The following is a 20,405-nucleotide window of genomic DNA, read 5'->3' on the forward strand; positions in this document are numbered from 1 at the left end:
AGTTGGGGTGATCAACGGGACGAAGCAGGGACGGGTTTTTTGGCAGTTGCGCGGTCTGGCCGCACCATGGAACACCACGGGAAGGTGGGGGAACGCTTTCCAGGCGTCCTAGGACCGGAGGCTTGTCGCTTCCGGGCGTTTGCCGAATCGACCGGCCGGAGGAGGGGGAATTCTGAAGATCAGGACTGGAGCAGAGCATTCGTCGCGCGTTGGGTGGGCGCATTATAGCACTAGGAACTTATGGAGGTACCATTGCTTTCAAGCCGTGGAGAGTAAGGATGAACCCGGTTTTTCCATGCTGGGATGCCGTGTGACGGCCCTCGTTTTTTAGAAAACGGGATCAATACGGGGCGGAGCGATGGGGGGGGGGCTGCTCGGTGTGGCCTGATTTCGCGCATTGGTGAACGACCGGATGTTTTGGTGCGGAACGGTTTGGGGATCTGAGATCGCAATCTCTATTCCTCTGAGGCGCGTGTTTGATCCATTCCTCGGTTGTACAAGCGCATGATGCCGTTGCTGCTAACCAGGAGCAACCAGTCGCCGGCTTCAATGACTTGACTTTGGGCTTCGCCGAGGTTTTGGCGGGCGACCTGGTTGCGGTTGCTGTCGAAGTAAATAATGTCTTCGGTAAGGGAGGGGACCAGCAGGCAGGCGTGATCGGACCAGCGAACCAGTGCCATGGGACGGCCTTTAAGGCGCAAGGCCTTGAGCTGGCGGCCCCTTGGGCCGTAAGCGTAGAGGCGGCGGCCCTGGGTGGCGACGACCAAGAGGTCGCGCGTGCGTTTGGCGAAATTTTGGGTCAGCCACAGCGGTTTGGTGTTGATGTCGATGTAGAACTCGCGCGACCACTGTTGGGTGCGTGCGTTGCTGAGAATGGTGAGGTTCCCGCCGCGATAGGCCAGGGCCCACTCGCCGCCCGGTCCCAGGCTAACCGCCTGGAGAATGCGCTGCTTCGGCTCTAGAAAAATGCGTTTGTTTTCCTTGGCGGGGTTCCACAGCATAATTTCGCCGTTTTCCTGGGCGATCAAAATGCGGTCACCCCAGGGTTCCGTATGGGCGATGGTGCTGGGTCGGCTGCTGCTGTATTCGGCAACACCGGCCTGAGCGTCGCGCAGTTCGAGGAGTGCGTCGCGCACGTAAACCATCGAATCACCAAAAACCACCGGGGCCAGGGTCGGGGGCGGTACTTCTTGTTGCCAGGTGAAGTCGCCCCGGTCGTCGACCCGTCCCAGGCGCTGTTTGCCGTCGTGAACCCAAAGTTTTTGTTCCGGCCCGAGGAAGGCCCAGACCGGTTCAAAGGCCAAGGTATAGTTGACCAGCGGGTTGCCCTTGGCGTCGAAAATAAAGACGCCGGCCCCGCGAAAGACCAAGCTTTCCCCGTTTTCGCGCAGGAGCGAGCGGTTTGATTGGAACGCCAATTCCCAAGTACTGACCGGTTCGGGAACCGTTAACGGCGCCGATTTTTCCGCGGGACGGAACAGGAAGGCGAGCAAAAGCAGGGAAATGGGGGTCATTGGGGCTAGCTCCATGGCCGGTGGGGCGGGCTGTCGCCTCGCCGGGGTCAGTGCGTTGTGAACGCATGGGCATCATACCTAAAAGGCTCGAACCATGAGGATCATTTTTGTCAAAGATCGGGCACCGCCTGGTTTTGACAAAGAGGCACCGGGGGGTGTGATGCGGTTGGGCTGTGGTTAGGTCTTTTAAATGGAGTGGCTTGGTGGGGGCGGGTTCGGTCCTTTGGGCAATTTTGCCGTTTGTCCTTTCGCGACACTTTGTGGCCGGTTGACCGCCTCGTTTCGCCGCCCGTTTGTCAGGGAATTGGGTACGTCGCTTGCATATTTTCTCACGGTTCCACATATTTAATGGAGATAGCTCGGCAAAACTGATATATTCGCGGCTCAAGCGCTATTTTTAAGGTGCGATACTTAACCCATGATCACGGAAGCGAGACAAATTGATTACCAATGGGAGGCGGACGATTCCGAACCGCCCGATGCGCGTGTTTTACCCTTTGTCCACGCCCTTTTTGACCGGTTGTCTCTTGACACCGGAGAGCTTTCGATTCTCGTGACGGACGACGCGTCCGTACACCGCCTTAATGTCGCATACCGCAACAAAGACCGTACCACCGATGTTCTGTCCTTTCCCGCGCCGGCCCCATTGGGCGACGGCCCGCGCCATTACGGCGATATCGTGATTGCCGCCGGTCAATGTAAACGCCAGGCCGAAGAAATTGGGCAACCCGCGGCTGTTGAATTGCGTTTCCTTATCCTGCACGGCTTTTTGCACCTACTCGGTTACGATCACGAAACCGACGACGGCGAAATGCTGGCCCTTCAGGACCAACTCAAAGGTGAGTTGGGGCAGTTTTTCTCATGATAGGACGATCGATCAACTGCAATGCATGGTTACCGGCCGTGTCGTCGCTTTGCGGCGATGCGCGGTTGGCTTGTGGATCGGTTGTCATTCTGTTGTTTGATGTTTGGTTCCGTTCTTGGGTTCGCCGCTCCCGGCGACAGCCACATTTTTCATCGAAGGGGATAGATCACCGTGGAAGACGGTAGTTATTGGAGCATTTCGCTTATCGCCACCGCGATTGTTTTTATGGTCCTGCGCTTTTTGAATAATTTGCTCAAAGCGGCTTTCATTTCGCTCGGCAGTATCTCGCTGCTTGCCCTAACCGAAAAATCACGCGAAAACAATCGCTTACAGGCGTACCTCACACCGCCGCATCGTCTCGCCCTTGCCGCTCAAATATTCGACAAAGTTTCTCTGGTGATTGTTGCCGGCGCCCTCCTTGCGCTGGTGCCCATGCCGCTACCTGTCTGGGGATTCCCGGCTTTTATCGTGTATTTGGTGTTGTTTGACTCTGTCTTGACCACCATGATCGCCGCGCGATGGTCTGAATCGATCATCACCTACCTGTTCCCGGTGATGTTCCCCTTCTACTCTACTTTTTGGATCGTGACCAAGCTGACCTTGGATGCGGCCGGTTCCTTTGAGGCGACCGAGGAAAATGAGGAAGACGAGGAAGACGCGCCCGAGGATATCGCGGCCTTTATCAAGGCCGGCGCCGACGAAGGTATTATCACCGAGGACGAAAGCAGTTTGCTCAAAAACGTGTTGCAGTTCGATGAAACCATCGTGCGAGAGGTGATGACCCCACGCACCGACATGGAATGTGTGGAGATGTCACAGGATAAAAGCGCGGTGTTGGAAGTCTTCAAGCGCACGAAATTCTCGCGATTGCCGGTCTACCGCGGCAACATCGACCACATCGAAGGTGTGTTGCGCTTCAAGGACCTCATGGCTGTGATCGACGACGACACCCAAACCCTGCAATCCCTGGTCATGGAACCGGTGTTCGTCCACGACCGTCGCCCGCTGAATGAACTGCTCCAAGAAATGCTGATGTCACGTATGCAGATGGCGATTGTGATTGACGAATACGGCGGCACCAGCGGTTTGATCACGCTGGAGGACGTGGTGGAAGAGTTGGTCGGGGAGATCCACGACGAACACGAAACACCGGATGAAGATTGGATCGTTCCCGTGGGCCAAGGAACCTACCTGGTTGACGGTCGGCTCTTGCTGGAGGAATTTTGCGAGATGTTTGCTGTTGACGTAGATCAGGAAGATATCGACACCTTGGGGGGTTTTATTTTTTACCGGGAAGGACATATACCCAAGCCTGGTGAGAAGCTAAAGATTGGGGATATTTTGGCCGAAATTGATAAAGCCGATGATCGACGGATTTACAAAATAAAAATTACCCCGCCAAAACCCATTGTATTTTCGCCGAATAGCAGTGGGTACGAATCCAAGCCCTTGTCAGCCTAAGACCGAGCAAGATTTTCGCGTTATATAACTACCTGTAAATAGAGGGTTCCGCGAGAATTGATGATAAAGTAATTTCTTAGCGCTACCAATAACTGGTAGAGTATAAAAGTTATCTTTGCTTTAGGTCTTGGTTTAATGGGATAACCTTATTTTGCGTTTTTGCGTCGCTGCCCTGTTCTTGACCGCGTTGTGCTCCTGGAGGTGGTCGTGCACGTTGAATACGCTGTTTTGTCTTTGAATCTCGAGGACACCTTTGCCATTTCGCGTTGGCATTACGAAACCCGTGAGAATCTGGTTCTGCGTATTCGCCACCAGGGTGTGGTCGGTTACGGGGAAGCCGCACCCAATCGACGTTACGGCGAATCGTTACAATCGGCACAGCAAGCCTTGCCGATTTTGTCAAAAACTCTGGGGGACCGCCCTGAGCATTTTTACCATCGCCTCGAATTGATGCAGCATTGTTTGGCTGGGCAAGGCGCGGTGAAAGCCGCCCTGGACATGGCGCTTTTTGATTGGTTGGGCAAAACCTTGTCGCTACCGGTGCATCGCTATTTTGGTTTCGATCCCGCCATGGTGCCCGCCACCAGCTTCACCCTCGGTATTGCCGAGCCGGACAAAATCCAAGAAAAAGCACGCAAAGGTTCCGAATTTCCCTTTCTAAAAATCAAATTATCCGGTGAAGTTGAAAAAGACCGTGAGATGGTCCGGGCCCTGCGCCAAGTGACCCAACAACCGCTTTTGGTCGATGTGAACGAGGCGTGGAACGACCCCAAGTCGGCTTTAAACGAAATATATTGGCTGGCCGATCAGGGGGTCATGTTGATCGAACAGCCGATGCCGTCCGCATCCTTTGAGGATTTGGTTTGGTTAAAGCCACGCTCCCCGCTGCCGCTTTTTGCGGACGAATCACTCACCGAGCCTCGCGATGTGGTACGGCTCGCCGAGGCCTTTCACGGGATCAATGTCAAAATCATGAAAGTGGGCGGTCTCGCCGAGGCCAGGCGCGCACTGGAAACCGCGCGCCTGCTCGGCATGCAAACCATGTTGGGATGTATGATCGAATCCGGGCTCGGTATTGCCGCCGCGGCACAACTGGCGCCCATGGTGGATTGGACCGATTTGGACGGGAACCTCTTATTGGCCGAGGATCCCTGTGAGGGGCTTGTGCTTAAAAACAGCCAGATCCAACTTTCCGATCAACCGGGTCTCGGCGTTTCGCTTAAGCCGGAAATTTTGGAAAACCTGGAATGGCGCGCGCTCAATGGGACCACCGAGGGTGATGCACGGCCCATTGCCACCATCGGGTAAGCAACCCAGGCGACCCTGTAAGGATGCAACTGGATAGGGCATTTCGTTTTCATCAATCGAGATAGCGATCCTGATGGGTGGTGGCGGTCACGAGGTCTCAGGGGGAAGTTCTCCCCAAGCAAATCCGCGCTTGTGTCGAAGAGAAACGGCGCCGCGCGTCATGCAATGGTTCCGCTTGGAAAATAACCAAGATAGCCGGCAATTGCGCAAGTAAGTCTTGCCGCGCTTTGGCAAAAAATCGCTCTTTCGGTGCCCTCCTCGGTGCAAAAGGGTTTCATTTGCGTTACAATAGGCGTCATAAATGAATGACGATTCAGAAACGCCATACCCTTGAAAGGAGCTTTTGTATGACCCACTACAACATTGACGAACGCGACATCTTGTTCAATGTAAAAGAATTCCCCGGCCTAGCCCATTTAGAAAATACCGAAGGTTTTGAAGATACTTCCGAGGAGACCTTTGATCTGCTTTGGGATCAGGCCAAGAAATTTGCGGTTGAGCGTCTTTCCGCTTTGTTTGCCGTGGGTGACCGCGAGGGGTGCACCCTGGTAGACGGCAAGGTCCAGACCCCGACGGGTTTTGACGAATTGTGGGCGCAATACAAAGAGCTGGGTGTCGTTGGTATCACCGCCGATTCCGAGTACGGTGGCGCGAATTTGCCCCACCTTTTTTCGATTCCCGTTGCCGAGTTGGAGTGCGGTGCCAACGTTGCGTTTTCCATGTTGCCGTTGCTCACCCGGGGTTCCGCACGTTTGATCGAAAGTTTTGGAACCACCGAGCTCAAAGAGTTTTACCTTGAGAAAATGTATTCCGGCGATTGGTCGGGGACCATGTGCTTGACCGAGCCTGGCGCGGGTTCCGATGTGGGCGCGGGTCTGACCAAGGCCGTTCCCGACGGCGATGCCTACAAAATTACCGGTACCAAGATTTTTATCACTTGGGGCGACCACGATCTGACCGAGAACATCATTCACCTGGTCCTCGCACGCACGCCCGATGCGCCCAAGGGCAGCAAAGGTCTTTCGTTGTTTGTTGTTCCCAAAAAGATCTACGACGGCGACGATAACTTCGTCCGCGAGAACGCCGTTTCTTGCAGCAACATTGAGCACAAGATGGGTATTAAAGCCTCGCCGACCTGTGTCATCAATTTTGACGAATCCACGGGTTGGTTGGTCGGTCAGCCGAACCAGGGCATGGCGCAAATGTTCCAGATGATGAACGATGCGCGTCTGGAAGTGGGCTTGCAAGGCTCCGCCCAGGCCTCCGCCGCCTACCGTTCCGCTTTGGCTTATGCCCAAGAGCGTGTTCAAGGTGTGCGCAAGGATGCGTCCGGTGTGCATGCCGCCAAAATCATCGAGCACCCCGATGTGCGTCGCATGATGTTGCGTATGCGTGCCTTGTCCGAGGCTTCTCGCGCCATGGTGTATTCCCAGGCGCTTTACACCGATTTGTCCCACAAAGGTAAAAACGATGTGGAGAAATACAGCGCCTTGTGCGAACTCATGACCCCGATTTGCAAAAGCTACGGTTCCGACCAAGGGTTCCGCGTTGCCGAAATGGCGATCCAGACCTATGGCGGTTACGGCTTCTGTCAAGAATATCCGGTTGAGCAGTACATGCGTGATCTCAAAATTGCCTCCCTTTACGAGGGCACCAACGGCATTCAAGCCTTGGACTTGGTGTTCCGCAAGATTTTGAGCAACCAAGGTGCGTACCTCAAATACTGGCTCGCCGACGTCGCCGCTTTGGTTGGTAAGTTGAAAGGTACCAAACTCGAAGGTTTGGCCGATTTGGTCGGGGCCGGTGCGCAAACCGTTGCCCAAACCGCGAAAACCTTTGGTGGTTGGATGATGAGCGGCAAGGCCGACGCAATTCAGTACCGCGCGACCGAGTTCCAAGAAAGTTTCGGGCACATCATGGCCGGCTACTTCTTGCTCGCGCAAGCGGGTTACGCGCAAGACAAATTAGCGGGTGAAGTGAGCACCGCGGACAAGGTCTTTTACGAGCAGAAGTTGGTCACCGCGAACTACTTCATCCGCGACATTATGGTCCAAGCGCAAGCCTCCTTGAGCCACTACGAGCTGGTCGAATTTCCCGGCGGCGACGCCGTTTTCGTTTAATCCAAAAAGGCTTGGCACCCTAAAAAAGAAAAACCCCGGCAGATCGAATGATCTGCCGGGGTTTTTTATTTACCCAAAAGGCCGCCCCGCTAAGGGGGCGACCGGTGGGGGCGTCTTTAGCGGCCGAACTGAATGGTGAAATCACCCGGTTGGTCGCGGTTGTACGCACGGACTTTGACGAAGTAGGTGCCGGCTTCAAGACGGCGGGTGATCGCGGAGGCGTAACCGCCCGCGGGTTTGTCGTCGTTCTCGATAAGTGCCGGGGCGTTCGGGTTGTCGTGGAGCGACAGGACCGTGTCCTTGAGGCTGCCCAGGAAGGTTTCGACCTTGTAGGTGCCTGCCTCGCGAATCTCGATCATGAACCACGCCTCGCGTTGTTCCGCGCTAACGGAACCGGTGGTGGGTGCCGCGTCCTGTTCGAGCAGTGGGTAGTCAGGTGTGCCGTTGCAGCCGTCGCAGGCGACCGTCAGGCTGAAGGTGCCTGCCTGAGAACTGTCGTAGCCGGCAACACGGGCGAAATAGGTACCCGGCGTCAGTTGCTGCCGGATTTCAGAGTAGTAGGTGTCGTTGGCGTCGTCGTTGAAGGCCAGGCGACGATCGTTGGGGTTTGCGAACAGTTCGAGGGTCGTGTCGGTGACCTCGCCACCTGCCGTGGTTAAGCGGTATGCAGCGCTTTCGGTCACGTTAAAGCGGAACCACACCTCGCCGCCCGCGGGCAGGGATTCTTGGTAGGTTTCGCCAACGAACATCGCGGTTGCCGCGGGACGGGTGTTGAACAAGCTGCTGATCGTGTTCCAGTCGAGCCCGGGGTTGTGAGAGCGACGGCGGCCACTGGGGGGATTGCCCTCGGGAATCCAGATGAAGTCGGGGTTGACTTGTTTGTCGTTCTGCCCGGAAACCTTGGTCCAGCCGCTGGGCCCGTTGGTGGGATTGCCGTCGCCGTCGACGGTCAACCAGTAACGGTACACGACTTTGAAGCTTTTGCGGCCGGTGAAATTGGCGCCCACGGAAGCGGAAGCGAAGAAGGCTTCGCAAACCACGTTGACGCGGTTGGCGTTTGCCGTGTCGGGGGTAACCGTCATTTCATAACGGTACATGGGGAAGTTCCAAACCTCGGCGCGACGGTCGATATCCAGAACCATGGGTTGTTTTTGTTGGCCGAGGTAGGTGACGAAGGTGCGGTGAACTTCATAAGCGGTGGGATCTTCCTCGGGATCGCTTTCGTAGTTGTAGCGGTCGCCGACAAAGGCGGATACGCCGATATCGTAGTAGGCCTCGGAAAGCAAACCCTTGAGATCGCCGATGGTGAAGGTGACGCCCTCGGCGGTGATGGGGCGGACGGGTTCATTGTGGAGAACGGCCGCGGCAGCGTAGCCGTTGCAGTGGCCGAACCAGGCTTGGCCGGTGCTGTAGTTGTCCAGTTCCCATTGCTTGGAAGTGGGGTTGGCGGGTTCGCCGTTTACGATCTCGTGGTAGCGGTCGTACTTCTCCAGCAGGCCGCCGTCGGCATAAGTGCGTGTTTCAGGGGTGGGCTCACCGTCGCGGGCGGAGGGCCACCAATAGCCGGACCAAACGTAGTGTTCGGATTCGGCATTGTGGCTTTCCAGCTTGTGGTGTGCTTGTGGCGCGGGTGCCATGGGGTTTTGGGCGTTACCGCTGAGGGGATAGGCCCAGCGACCCACGGGGCGGTTGACGCGACGTTCCACGGTTTTGGCGGATTTGGCGCGTTTCGAAACGAAGTGGTTGTGCTCGTAAGACACCAGTTTCGCCACGAAAAAGCCGGGCTGTTGGGCGTTTTTCCACCAGGGGTGTTCGCTGGACCAGGTTTGGCTGATGCGGCGATTGCCTTGGGTCAAACGCACGATGATGTTTTCGCCGTGCTGTTCTTGGGTTTGCTGAACCGCCAGCGGGAAGCCCCAATCGCCTTCCAGGGCGGGGACGTATTGGTAGGCGGCTTTGTCGGATTCTTGCGCGAAATTGGGGAGGTCGAAGGGTGCGCGACTGTTTTCGGCCAGAATCGGGGCCAGCAGATCGCCGCCGTCGGTGGCGACATAGTTAAAGGTGGTGCGTTGGCCGGTTTGTTTTTCCCAGCGCAGAACCTGACGGGTTTCGCGGTCAAGGAACAGGGTGCCGTAGCTTTCGCCGTTTTCGCGAATGGCGATAACGACCGCCGCGCGGTCGTCAACTTGAGCGGCCGCGGTGGCGTGGAACTGGAAGAACGTGGGTGCTTTGAGGTTGGAATCGGCGCCTTGTAAGTGGTACTGAGCGACGGAAATCACCCAGCGGTCGCCGACTTGAACCGCGGGAACGCGGTCGGCAAGGGAGGCTGCGAAAAGGGCGGTGGCGGAAGATGCCATAAAAAGAGACATGAACAAAAACGAAAGGATCTTAGATCTGATCATTAACGAACTCCTCGGAAATTACCCAAGAGCGGAAGGGCTATCATGGGCAGGCGTCTGTTAATCAAGTGTCGGGCCAACTTGTCAGACCAGAGCGAAGCCAGGTGTTTACGTTGGTTGGTGTTTTTTCGTGGGGTGTGAAGTGTGTGAGAAAAGATTGAGGAATAATGAGAAACCCAAGAAAAGTGGAGATAAACCCTGGTTGAGCGGTAAGTTGTTTGAAATGATGCCACTGGCGTCTGGTTTTTCGGAATTTTACCAAGTGTTTGGTCGCTCTTTTCAAAAGTAACGTTAGCTTTGTGTGAGGAAAATAGCGATTATGTCAGGCTAAACTGAATAAGTTTTCATAAATGGGGTAAATCCTGTTCGGTCGGTTTTTTTACTGGGTTGTTCCGCGTTGCGGCATTGTTTACCCAAAGTTGAAGGTGTCTTCTTTTTAATCTGCTAGAGCTGGTTTGGTGGTATGTGTGAGGGTTTTGTGAAGTCCGTGTTCGGTGTGTTGATTGTAAAGGTAATGTTAAGGAAATGTTGTGTGGTTGGTTTTGAATGGGTTTTGCCCGGCCGCGGCCAGAGCAAAGTGAATCATGATGAATTGGGTGTAAGTTGTTGGTGATCCGTTGTTTGGTCTGTGTTGGATAATGTTTTGTTTGGGTTAAGAAAATTTTTGCCCGAGAAAGTCATGGAAATTTAACAAAGTTTGTTGTAAAAGTTTGGTAAGGTTGTCGCCGCTGTCCACACACGGCCTGGTATCGCATTGCCGCGAGGCGTCGAACTGGATCCGTTTTTAAACCCACCGCTGACGCATCTAACGCCGCGAACAGATTTCGTTTTAACGAATGGGTGCTTGCCCTTTCTACCGTGGTGCTAACTGTATCGGTTGGTCTCCGCGCGCGACCTGTCCTTTTATCGCTATCAGTTTTCGTTCGCGATGCGGGTGTTGGTGTTTTCCGGGGCGGCTTAATCCAGACCGAATTTTGTTTTTACACCGCCACGTTCATATGAGATGTCCCGTTTTTGGGGCCTGGCCGGACTGTGCTCGGTTCGGCGTGACTTCGCGTGGTTGTGTGTGCCTCGTTCTACCGATGGTTCATTCAGGAGATACACCATGTTTTCTCGTTTCTTTGCCGGCGCTCGTCGCGGCGCCGCGGCCATTTCTGTTCTGTTTCTTTGCTCGCTTACCGTTGTATCAGCGCAAACGCCCCCCGGCGGGCTCGAAGGTGCCGCCTTTCGTACCTGGCTAAAAGATAACTTCTACGACGGCCAACACAATGGCTTGGGCTACAGCACCGCCCGTCGTTACATGTACAACGACATCGACAACCAAAACAACAGCATCACCTGTGTTTACGGTGGTTTTGTTGTTTCCTGGCAGGCCGGCGGCACCGGCACCAATCCTTGGCCGATTAACGCCGAGCACGTGGTGCCTCAGTCCTTCTTTGGGAAGTCCGAACCCATGCGTTCCGACATTCACCACCTGTTTCCTACCTACAACACCATCAACAGCCGTCGTTCCAACTATCCCTTTGACGAAATTGCCGACAGCAGCACCGACAATTGGATGATTCAAGATCGCGTTCAGTCCGGCATTCCCACCAGCAACATCGACGCGTACAGCGAAGGGGTCAACGGTCGCTTCGAGCCACGTGAAGCTCACAAGGGCAACATCGCGCGCGCTGTTTTCTACTTCTACACCATGTATCCCAGCTACGACATTACCCGTGTCGGCGAGGCTTCAACCTTGTACCAGTGGCACCTGGACGATCCCGTCGACAGTGAAGAATTGGCGCGTAACGCGGCCATTGAATCCTACCAAGGCAATCGCAACCCCTACATCGACAACCCCGCCTGGGTAGGTCGTGCCTGGGGCTTCGGCGGCGGCACCGATGGTGGTGACGGCGGTGACGGCGGCGACGGTGGCAGTGGCGGCGATGTGCTCGCCAACGGCGTGGCCACCGCTTATTCCGTTGCGACCGGGGCCAATCAAACCTGGACGATCTCTTTGCCCAGTGGGGTCACTTCCTTGACCGTGGCGATGAGCGGCAGCGGCGACGCCGACCTGTATGTCAAGCGTGCCGCGATTAACTGGCCGAGCGATCAAGGTTCCCACAACGAAGCTGAATTCAAAGCGCCTTACCTGAACGGTTCTTCCGAATCCGTTACCTTTTCCAACCCGGCCTCCGGTACTTGGAACGTTTTGGTGAATGGTTACGACGCTTCTACCGGCACGATTACCGCGACTTGGAGCACCGGCGGCGGTGGCTCTGAATGGGTTGAGGAAACGTTTTCGGCGCAATCGCCGCACAACTACAGCAACAATCAAACTTACAGCTACACCTACACCAAAGCCGGCGCTTCTCAGGTTTCGGTTCACTTTGACCGTCTCGACACCGAAACCAACTACGACTTTGTCAACATCTACAACGCGAGCGGCACCCGTGTGTTCAGCGTGTCTGGAAACTTGATCAACGGTGGTTCCGGGAATGCCTTCGGCGCCAACGACGGGTGGGCCGTGGTTGACGGGGATACCATTCGCATTGAGTTGGTGACCGATTACAGTGTGACCGATTGGGGCATTAGCATCGACCGTGCCGCCTATCGGAATTAGGTTTTTTTTTGGCGTCTCTGGTGTCAACGCCTTCAGCGTTTTACCCTTCGTGAACGCCCGGCACCCAGGGTGCGACCATTTTCAATGGTCGTACCCGGGGCTGAATTAGTGCACCCCGGTGGGGTGCGTCCAGAGTGGCTCGGCTTCGCCTCGCGTTCATTCAAAGCATGGTCCATAAATGGGGTTGTGCGACCCGCTTCGGGGTTCGCCGGATCGGGTCGCATCCCCGCATGGATTTAATGCGAGGCAAGTTAGGTCGTATCCCCGCATGGATTTAATGCGAGGCGAGTTAGGTCGCATCCAAACAGGGTGTGAATGCGAGGCGAGTTAGATCGCATCCCTGCATGGATTTAATGCGAACCGGGTCAGATTGCCGACCCACATTGTTTGAAGCGCGCCGGGTTGGGCCGCGGCCTCGCCTGGCTTGAAGGTGCACCCTTCTGTCGGTGGGTTGCCTTGTTAATATTTACTCAGGTCCACGCGGAAGCTGGTGTTGTCCGGCACGATTAGGTTGCCGAATGTATTGAAATCCTCCGCGCGCAGGTCGGTGCCCAGCTTGACGCCGCGCCCGACCGATAGGTTTTCGGTGAGGTGGGTGTTTTTCCCGACGCAGGTAATCCCCAGATCGTGACGGTCTTCCACGCGCCCGATTTGCGAATGCCGTCCGGCCACCACCATCTTGTCAATCAAGCACCGATTTATCCGGCTGCCTTGACAAATCACCGAATCATTGAGGATCACCGATTGGCGGATTTGCGCGCCCGGCCCGACAAACACCCCGGGCGAGAGCACCGAATCCTCAACCACCGCGTTCTCACTGATGACCACCCCGTTGGCGATCAGGCTGTTGTGGATGTGGGCGTTTTGCAGGACCCGGGTTGAGGGACGTTCCTCACTTCGGGTGTGAATCACCCAGCGTCGGTCGTTGAGGTCCATCGGGGGATTCTCAAGCAGTAAATCCATGTGGGCCTGCCAGTAGGAATCGATCAAACCGATGTCGACCCAGTAACCGGAGAACGGATACGCAAACAGCGAATAACCCTTCTCCAGCATGTAGGGCATTAAGTGACGGCCGAAGTCCAATTTTTCCACATCTTTGATCGCGTCCTCGGAAAGCACGCGTTCCAGCGCTTCATAATTAAAGATATACACACCCATGCTGGCCACATTGCTGGGTGGCTTTTTGGGTTTTTCAAGAAAACCGGTAATCGACTGGTTCTCGTTGGTTTTGACAATACCGTAATGGCAGGCGTGTTCCATCGGGACCCGCGTTGTACATAGCGTGGCGTCCGCGCCCGTTTTGCAGTGGTACTTAATTAAATGGCTGTAGTCCATTTTGTAGACGTGGTCGCCTGAGAGAACCAGCACCAAGTCGGGTGAGCCGTGGCGAACGAAGTTGATGTTGCGCAGTACCGCGTCGGCCGTGCCTGAAAACCAATCCGTGTTTTTGACGCCTTGGAACGGGTGGAGCAGGTGAACGCCGCCGGTGAAGCCGCGGTCGAGATCCCAGGGGCGCCCGTTGCGAATGTGTTCGTTGAGGCTGTGGGGGCGGTACTGGGTGATGACCAATATATCGAACAGGTTGGAATTCACGCAATTGCTGAGCGTGAAGTCGATGACGCGGTACTTGCCCGCAAAGGGGACCGCCGGTTTGGCACGTTTGAGCGTGAGTGGCGCCAATCGGGTACCGCGACCGCCGGCGAGTAGAATGGTTTTAACTTTCACAAGTGGCTCCGATAGAGAGGACCGGCCGGGTGGGGCGCCCGGTTAGTTGAGGCATTGCATGTAGAGATCGCGGTAGGCCGCCGCGCTGCGTTGCCAAGAGAAGTCGGCCGACATCGCGTTTTGCTGGAGGCGTCGCCAGGTGGCCGTGTCGTCGTGGAAGAGGCGGCTCGCATCGATGAGGGTTTGATGCAGGGGTTGGGCGTTGGGGGTGTCGAATCCAAAACCGGTAGCGCGTTCGGGATCTTGGTCGAAGCGGGTGACCGTGTCGGCCAATCCGCCGGTGAAATGAACGAGAGGCAGGGCGCCGTAACGCATCGCCATCAGTTGACCCATGCCGCAGGGTTCGAAGCGGCTGGGCATCAGGAATACGTCACAACTCGCGTAAATCTGGCGGGCGCGCTGTTCATTAAATGTGAGCAACGCATGAACATGACTGGGTTTGGCCGCGGCGATGGCGGAGAGCTGGGTCTCAAGCGCTTCGAAGCCGGTCCCCAGGATCACCGCCTGCCAACTGCCGTCACAGGGCAATTGGTCGAGGGCTTCCAGCGCGAGATCCACGCCTTTTTGGGGAACCAAGCGGGTGACCATGGCGATCAGCATCGCCCCATCGTCTACCGGTAAACCAAGTTCGGATTGTAGCGCGCGTTTGTTAAAGATTCGTTGTTGAACGACATTGTTTACGTGGAAGTTACGATCTAAGCAGGGATCTTGTTCCGGGTCCCAGCTCTGAAAGTCGAGACCGTTGAGGATCCCGGAGAAACGGGCTTGCTTGCGTTGTAGTAATTTTTCGAGCGGGGTGGGCTTCGGTTCCTCGACGATTTGTCGTGCGAAACCGGGACTGACCGTATTGATCCGGGTCGCGTATGCTACCGCGACGGCCAAAAAGTTATCTTCTAAATTCAAATCCAACAGGTCGATTTGGCGACGTGGTTCGATCAGATCCTTGATATAGGCGCCGCCGCCTTCGCCTTGGTAGGCCGAGTTGTGGATTGTCACCAAACTCGCCGTGTTTGCCAGTGGGTGGCGTCCGTCGCGGCGCGCTTGATGGAGCAGAAAAGGGAGCAAACCCATGTGCCAGTCGTTGACCTGCAACAGTTCCGGCGTCCAGCCCTGCTCGCGGCTGAACCACACCGCCAGTTCCATGACCAGCTTATTGAACAGGGTAAAGCGGGGCACGTCCCATTCGGCGTCGGCCGAGTAAACCGTGGTTTGGTCGCCGAAGTAGGGTTTGGCGACGATGAAATAAAAGGGCACGCCTTCACTTTCGGTTTGGTACACCGTTGCCGTGAGCCGTTCTTCTCGGTAAGGAAAGGTGAACTGGGTGCATTGGCGCAGGCCGAAGCGGTCGTGGTCCAAAAAACCATAGCCGGGGAGGATCACACGGCAAGAGACGCCGTCGCGAATCAGCGATTTGGGCAGCGATCCAATGACATCGCCCATGCCGCCGACTTTGACAAAAGGTACAGCTTCTGCTGCTGCGATGAGTACGTTCATGAAGGCCTCACTAGCCGGTCGACCGAATCCGCCCGGGTTGGCTTCGGTCTACCCGCCGAGGTCGCGGCACCAGAGCCGGCAACCATCGGTTAGCGTCGATTGGGGTTAGCCCGCATTTCTCACGAGGAATTCTGCTGCGAAGCTAAAAGCCGTGCGATTACGAGGGGGCGGCCTTCCGCCTTACTCGGTCGAGTCGCCTTCGCTTCAGCTGCTACGCCGATAGGTCGGACCCCGATAGGTCGGACCCCGATAGGTCGGACCCCGAATGGTCGGACCCCTGCGCCGTGGCTTGGTCGTAATCTTCGTACTCACAAGGCTTTTAGCTTCTCACGAGGAATCCTTGTGAGAAATGCGGGTTGGAGAATCGTTGTTCATCATGCGCCAATCGGACGGCGAATGCAACCATGCCGCGTTCTTCGGGCTTGGCCCGCGCCCTGTTTTTCCTTTATTCCCAAAGTATTTAGGGGCTGTGGTTGCGATCTTGTTGCGCCCGGCCGATCTCGGATAAAAACCCGCGGCGCCTCTGAAAATTTCCGGGGTACGCTTGCTGTTTGGCCGGGAAAAGATGCGATTTTCGTAAAAAAACCAAAATCAAAGTGTTGCGGAACCCCGTCGGTCGTGATAAAACTTAGCCCAATTCATTCAAGTGTTACTTGAACGTTCATCAACATTCGCCCTTATTCCTTTTCTTTTTCTGGGCCTATTTTACATTCATTGATGAACATGCTGCTCTCTCAATCAGGTTGGACAATCTCACAATGCTTCGTACGGTCTTCCGCCGTGAACGGAATTCGTACGCTTTTCAAGCATAAGTTTGGACGCCCTACATGACTTGTACCTGCGACCTCGGGGAGGATTCCGGGTTGAACCGGAACGTGGTTTCTCCTCATCCTACCTTTCCCGCCGTTATCCGAGCAGTATTCCTTATCACCCTTCTCATCAGTGGTTTTGCTTTTGCCCTGGAACCCAAAGAGCGCGGTGCCGACGATTGGGCCGACGAGGTGCTTTACTTCGTGGTGCTGGATCGGTTTGCCGACGGTGATCCACGCAACAACCGTGACGTGGACATCAAGGCCAAGGGGACCTTCCACGGCGGCGATCTCCTTGGGCTGACCCAGCGTTTGGACGATCTGCAAGACCTGGGTGTTACCGCCGTATGGCTGACCCCGGTTGTCAAAAACATCGACCATTACGTCGACGGTGTCGGCTTTCCCGACTGGGGTTACCACGGTTATTGGGCCGACGACTTTCACAAAATCGATGATCGCTTCGGTACCGAGGCCGAGCTGAAAACCTTGGTCGACGAAGCCCACAAGCGCGGCATCAAGATTTTGCTCGACGTGGTTTACAACCATGCCGGTTACGGCGCCGCCTACCTCAAGCAAGACCATGCCAACGAATGGTTTCGTACCGGGCGTCGTCAAAGTCCTTGTGGCGACGATCCCATCACCCAATGTCTCTCCGGTTTGCCCGACTTCAAAACCGACAATGACGAGGTTGTTGAATACCTGTTTAAGGCGCACCTTGGTTTGGCCAAACGGGTCGGTCTTGACGGGTTTCGCCTCGATACCGTCAAACACGTTGAGCATGAATTCTGGCAAAAACACCGTGCCCGCGCCGACAAAGAACTCGGCCCCTCGTTTTTCCTGCTGGGCGAAGTCTGGGGCGGCGATTACAAGGTGCTCGACCCCTATTTTGAAAACGATGAAATGGATGCCGGCTTTGATTTTAGTTTTGCCGGCAACGTGCTCGGTTTTGTCAACGGCCGCGGCCGGACCATTGCCTTCAGCCGCTATCTTTTGAAGCGCCACCGGGTTCGCGACGGTTTTCACCTCGCCCACTACCTTTCAAGCCACGATGTGCCCGGTTTTCTGTACCAATTAAAAGGTGACAAAACCAAATTTAAGTTGGCAGCCGCGCTGAAATTTACCAGCGCCGGTATTCCCACCATTTACTACGGTGAAGAGGTCGGCCGCCTCGGCGGCGACTGGCCCGACAACCGATCCGACATGCCTTGGGGTGATCGACCGATTCCACCGGGAAAAGGCCTGCCCCGTGACGAGGCGATGTATGCTTACTACCGTAAGTTGATTCAAATTCGCAAACAACATCCTGTGCTCGCCCTCGGCGATTATCAGGAACTGCATACCGACGGTGAACTTCTGGTTTTTGCGCGGCACGCAGCCGCCGGGAAAACCGTGATCGTCGCCGTTAACCGCGGCGCCGAACCACTCGAGGTCACCGTGCCTTTCCCCAAGGGCCTGAGCGAGGGTCCCTTGAAGGATTTGCTCGGCGACGCCCCCGTCGCTTCGTCCGCCGCGGGTGTCCAGCTTGTGGTTGGCGGGCAAGCAGTTCAGATTATCGCCCGACCCTAAGCAATGCCGCGTGTCCACGCGCTCGGCATCGCGCCGCCCTTGCCGCCTCGGCAGGTTTCCAACACCTGCCGGCAGCAACTTCATGCCCAGGTGAACGACAAAGACAGGTGAAATTATGGCCGGCATCACAATGAGCAACCTTTGCAAACGCTACGGTTCCACGTCCGTTATCGAAGGTTTGAATTTAGAAATTCGCGACAAAGAATTCATGGTTTTGGTCGGGCCTTCCGGCTGCGGCAAATCGACGATCCTCCGCATGATCGCCGGTCTGGAGGAAATCTCCGACGGTGAAATGAAGATCGGCGACCGCGTCGTCAACGAGGTCCATCCCAAGGACCGCGATGTGGCCATGGTTTTCCAGAGTTACGCGCTTTACCCCCACATGAGCGTGCGCGAAAACATTTCCTTCGGGCTTAAGGTTCGCAAAATGCCCAAGGATCAAATCGATAAACTGGTGAACGACGCCGCGCAATCCCTCGGACTCAGCCACTTGCTCGAACGCAAACCCAAGGCCTTGTCCGGTGGTCAACGCCAGCGCGTCGCCCTGGGTCGTGCCATCGTGCGTCAACCCAGCGTCTTCCTTTTTGACGAGCCCCTCTCCAACCTCGACGCCGAACTGCGTGTGCAAATGCGCGCTGAAATCAGCAGCTTGCAGAAACGGCTGGAGATCACCTCCGTCTACGTGACCCACGACCAGGTCGAAGCTATGACCATGGGCCATCGCATTACCGTGCTTAACGCCGGCGTGGTTCAGCAGGTCGGCTCACCACTCGAACTTTACGAAACGCCGCGCAACCTGTTTGTGGCCAGGTTCATCGGCACCCCGCCCATGAACGTGCTCGAAGGACAGATTAGCGAAAGCGGTTCTCAGATCGAAACCCCGGCTTTGACCCTGCCCCTTAGCGGTGAGGTCGAGGAATTGGGGAAACGCTACCGCGGCAAAAAAGTCGTCCTGGGGATTCGCCCCGAACACATCACCTCCGAACCCGAACCCGGTAAACCCACCACCCCCTTGGCGACCACCGTTGAGGTCGTTGAGCCCTTGGGTCACGAGGTTATTCTTCACGGTCGCAGCGGTGAAAGCCGCATCGTGGCCAAACTTCATCCGCACCACATTCCTAGCAGCGGTGAAGAGGTACAACTTCATTGTCGTTGTGACAAGCTCCATTTATTCCACCACGAAACCGAACTTCGGTTGGATTAAGGTGGTTGCCGAATCGGCATACGCGCTACTCGTACGGGCCTTTTAACCCAACAACATACGAAAAGGGAAACCTTGGGAGAGTCGAACATGATACACAACCGGATCAAGCGCTCGCTGCTGCTCGCCGCGCTCGCTTGCTGCATGAGTGCGCCCCTCGCGGCAACTGAATTGGTGGTTTGGCACGCCTATCGCGGCGCCGAAAAAGAAGCGTTCCAGGCCGTCGTTGACCAGTTCAGCAAACAGTCCGACGGCATCACCGTCAAAACGCTGGCCGTTCCTTACGACGCCTACGCCGATAAAATCACCGCCGCCGTGCCTCGTGGCAAGGGCCCCGATGTGTTCATCTTCGCCCAAGACCGCCTAGGCGGCTGGATCGAAGCCGGCAACACCGTTGAACCCATCGACTTCTACGTCGACGACGAAATGCGCGCGCGCTTTTTGGACCGCACCCTCGACGCCTTGACCTACCGCGACATCGTTTACGGGTTGCCGCTTAACTTCAAATGCATTGCCTTGATCTACAACAAAAAGATGATCGATGCCCCGCCCAAAACCTCGAGCGAGTTGGTGGCACTTGCCAAGAAACACACCAACGCCGCCGCCGGTCAGTACGGTTTGGCATATTCCTACAGCGATTTCTTCTTCCACGCCGCCCTGATGAACGGTTTCGGCGGCGGCGTCTTTGCGCCCGGCCCCAAACCCACCCTCAACCGCGCCGAAAACGTAAAATCCATTGAACTCATCCTCAAGTGGTACAAGCAAGACGGCATTGTGCCCGCCGAACCTTCTACCGCCTTGATCACCTCGCTGTTCAACAAAGGCAAAGCGGCCATGATCTTCAACGGCCCCTGGTTCCTCGGCGAAATCGATTCATCCATCGACTACGCCCTGGCCCCACTGCCCACCCTTGACGAGGCCGGCGGTACCCCCATGAAACCCTGGATGACCATTGAAGGGGTTTACGTTTCCGCGCCTTCCAAAAACAAGGACGAAGCTTTTGACCTGGTCAACTACCTGACCAGCCTGGAAGCCGGTAAAGTAATGGCGCTTCAGGGTCGTCAACTGCCTGCCAACAAAGCCGTTTATGCCATTGACGAAGTGAAAAAAGACCCCGTCATGCAGGCCTTTGTTGCGCAGAGCAAGGTGGCCGTGCCCATGCCGAACCTGGCCGAGATGTCCATGTTCTGGTCGCCCGCCACCACCGCCATGAACACCATCATTCGCGGTACCGCCACGCCCAAAGCCGCGCTCGACAAGGCGCAGGTTCAAGTGGAAAAAGCCGTCGCCAAGCTGCGCAAACAGTAACCACGCCGGGTGTGTTCGCACACCCTCAGC

The 20,405-nt window shown here is 56.0% G+C and carries 12 protein-coding genes and 1 pseudogene; 8 read left to right on the forward strand and 5 right to left on the reverse strand.

The window, feature by feature from the left end:
* Positions 1-455 precede the first annotated feature (455 nt).
* The gene (locus J3U88_RS10630) at positions 456-1,514 is read right to left on the reverse strand and encodes a PQQ-like beta-propeller repeat protein (RefSeq protein WP_207858731.1); all 1,059 of its coding nucleotides are present in this window, start codon (positions 1,512-1,514) and stop codon (positions 456-458) included.
* 418 nt (positions 1,515-1,932) lie between these two features.
* Between J3U88_RS10630 and ybeY the strand changes: the two genes are divergently transcribed.
* The 4 genes from ybeY to J3U88_RS10650 all read left to right on the forward strand — a co-directional run bounded on the left by ybeY (position 1,933) and on the right by J3U88_RS10650 (position 7,268).
* Positions 1,933-2,379 carry an rRNA maturation RNase YbeY gene (gene ybeY, locus J3U88_RS10635; protein ID WP_207858732.1) on the forward strand — a complete coding sequence of 149 codons (447 nt, stop codon included), beginning with the start codon at positions 1,933-1,935 and terminating at the stop codon, positions 2,377-2,379.
* A 171-nt stretch (positions 2,380-2,550) separates the two neighbouring features.
* The gene (locus J3U88_RS34965; RefSeq protein ID WP_207858733.1) at positions 2,551-3,840 is read left to right on the forward strand and encodes a transporter associated domain-containing protein; all 1,290 of its coding nucleotides are present in this window, start codon (positions 2,551-2,553) and stop codon (positions 3,838-3,840) included.
* A gap of 207 nt (positions 3,841-4,047) precedes the next feature.
* Positions 4,048-5,148 (forward strand): enolase C-terminal domain-like protein, encoded by a 1,101-nt coding sequence (locus J3U88_RS10645; RefSeq protein ID WP_207858734.1) that lies wholly within the window; start codon positions 4,048-4,050, stop codon positions 5,146-5,148.
* A gap of 347 nt (positions 5,149-5,495) precedes the next feature.
* Positions 5,496-7,268 carry an acyl-CoA dehydrogenase family protein gene (locus J3U88_RS10650; RefSeq protein WP_207858735.1) on the forward strand — a complete coding sequence of 591 codons (1,773 nt, stop codon included), beginning with the start codon at positions 5,496-5,498 and terminating at the stop codon, positions 7,266-7,268.
* Between the two features lie 116 nt (positions 7,269-7,384).
* On the opposite strand, the gene J3U88_RS10655 is transcribed toward J3U88_RS10650, so the two are convergent.
* Positions 7,385-9,670 (reverse strand): hypothetical protein, encoded by a 2,286-nt coding sequence (locus J3U88_RS10655; RefSeq protein WP_207858736.1) that lies wholly within the window; start codon positions 9,668-9,670, stop codon positions 7,385-7,387.
* Positions 9,671-10,772: 1,102 nt separating this feature from the next.
* On the opposite strand from J3U88_RS10655, the gene J3U88_RS10660 reads away from it, so the two are divergent.
* Positions 10,773-12,272: an endonuclease gene (locus J3U88_RS10660; protein WP_207858737.1), complete on the forward strand. Its 1,500-nt coding sequence runs from the start codon at positions 10,773-10,775 to the stop codon at positions 12,270-12,272.
* Positions 12,273-12,731: 459 nt separating this feature from the next.
* Here the strand turns inward: J3U88_RS10660 and J3U88_RS10665 are convergent, their stop codons facing one another.
* The 3 genes and pseudogenes from J3U88_RS10665 to J3U88_RS35295 form a co-directional block, all read right to left on the reverse strand.
* Positions 12,732-13,997 carry a sugar phosphate nucleotidyltransferase gene (locus J3U88_RS10665; protein ID WP_207858738.1) on the reverse strand — a complete coding sequence of 422 codons (1,266 nt, stop codon included), beginning with the start codon at positions 13,995-13,997 and terminating at the stop codon, positions 12,732-12,734.
* A gap of 42 nt (positions 13,998-14,039) precedes the next feature.
* Positions 14,040-15,491: a glycogen synthase gene (locus J3U88_RS10670; protein ID WP_207858739.1), complete on the reverse strand. Its 1,452-nt coding sequence runs from the start codon at positions 15,489-15,491 to the stop codon at positions 14,040-14,042.
* 211 nt (positions 15,492-15,702) lie between these two features.
* Positions 15,703-15,771, reverse strand: a pseudogene (locus J3U88_RS35295) (pentapeptide repeat-containing protein); the annotation flags it as partial.
* Between the two features lie 547 nt (positions 15,772-16,318).
* Between J3U88_RS35295 and J3U88_RS10680 the strand changes: the two are divergent.
* The 3 genes from J3U88_RS10680 (at position 16,319) to J3U88_RS10690 (ending at position 20,375) form a co-directional block, all read left to right on the forward strand.
* On the forward strand, positions 16,319-17,866 hold the full coding sequence (locus J3U88_RS10680) for an alpha-amylase family glycosyl hydrolase (protein ID WP_207858740.1): 1,548 nt from the start codon (positions 16,319-16,321) through the stop codon (positions 17,864-17,866).
* Positions 17,867-17,981: 115 nt separating this feature from the next.
* Entirely contained in the window at positions 17,982-19,070 is a 1,089-nt protein-coding gene (locus J3U88_RS10685; RefSeq protein ID WP_207858741.1) for an ABC transporter ATP-binding protein, read from the forward strand.
* Between the two features lie 87 nt (positions 19,071-19,157).
* Complete coding sequence (locus J3U88_RS10690; RefSeq protein WP_207858742.1) at positions 19,158-20,375, forward strand: extracellular solute-binding protein; 1,218 nt, start codon at positions 19,158-19,160, stop codon at positions 20,373-20,375.
* Positions 20,376-20,405: the final 30 nt, after the last annotated feature.

Source organism: Acanthopleuribacter pedis, from assembly GCF_017377855.1.
GTDB lineage: Bacteria > Acidobacteriota > Holophagae > Acanthopleuribacterales > Acanthopleuribacteraceae > Acanthopleuribacter > Acanthopleuribacter pedis.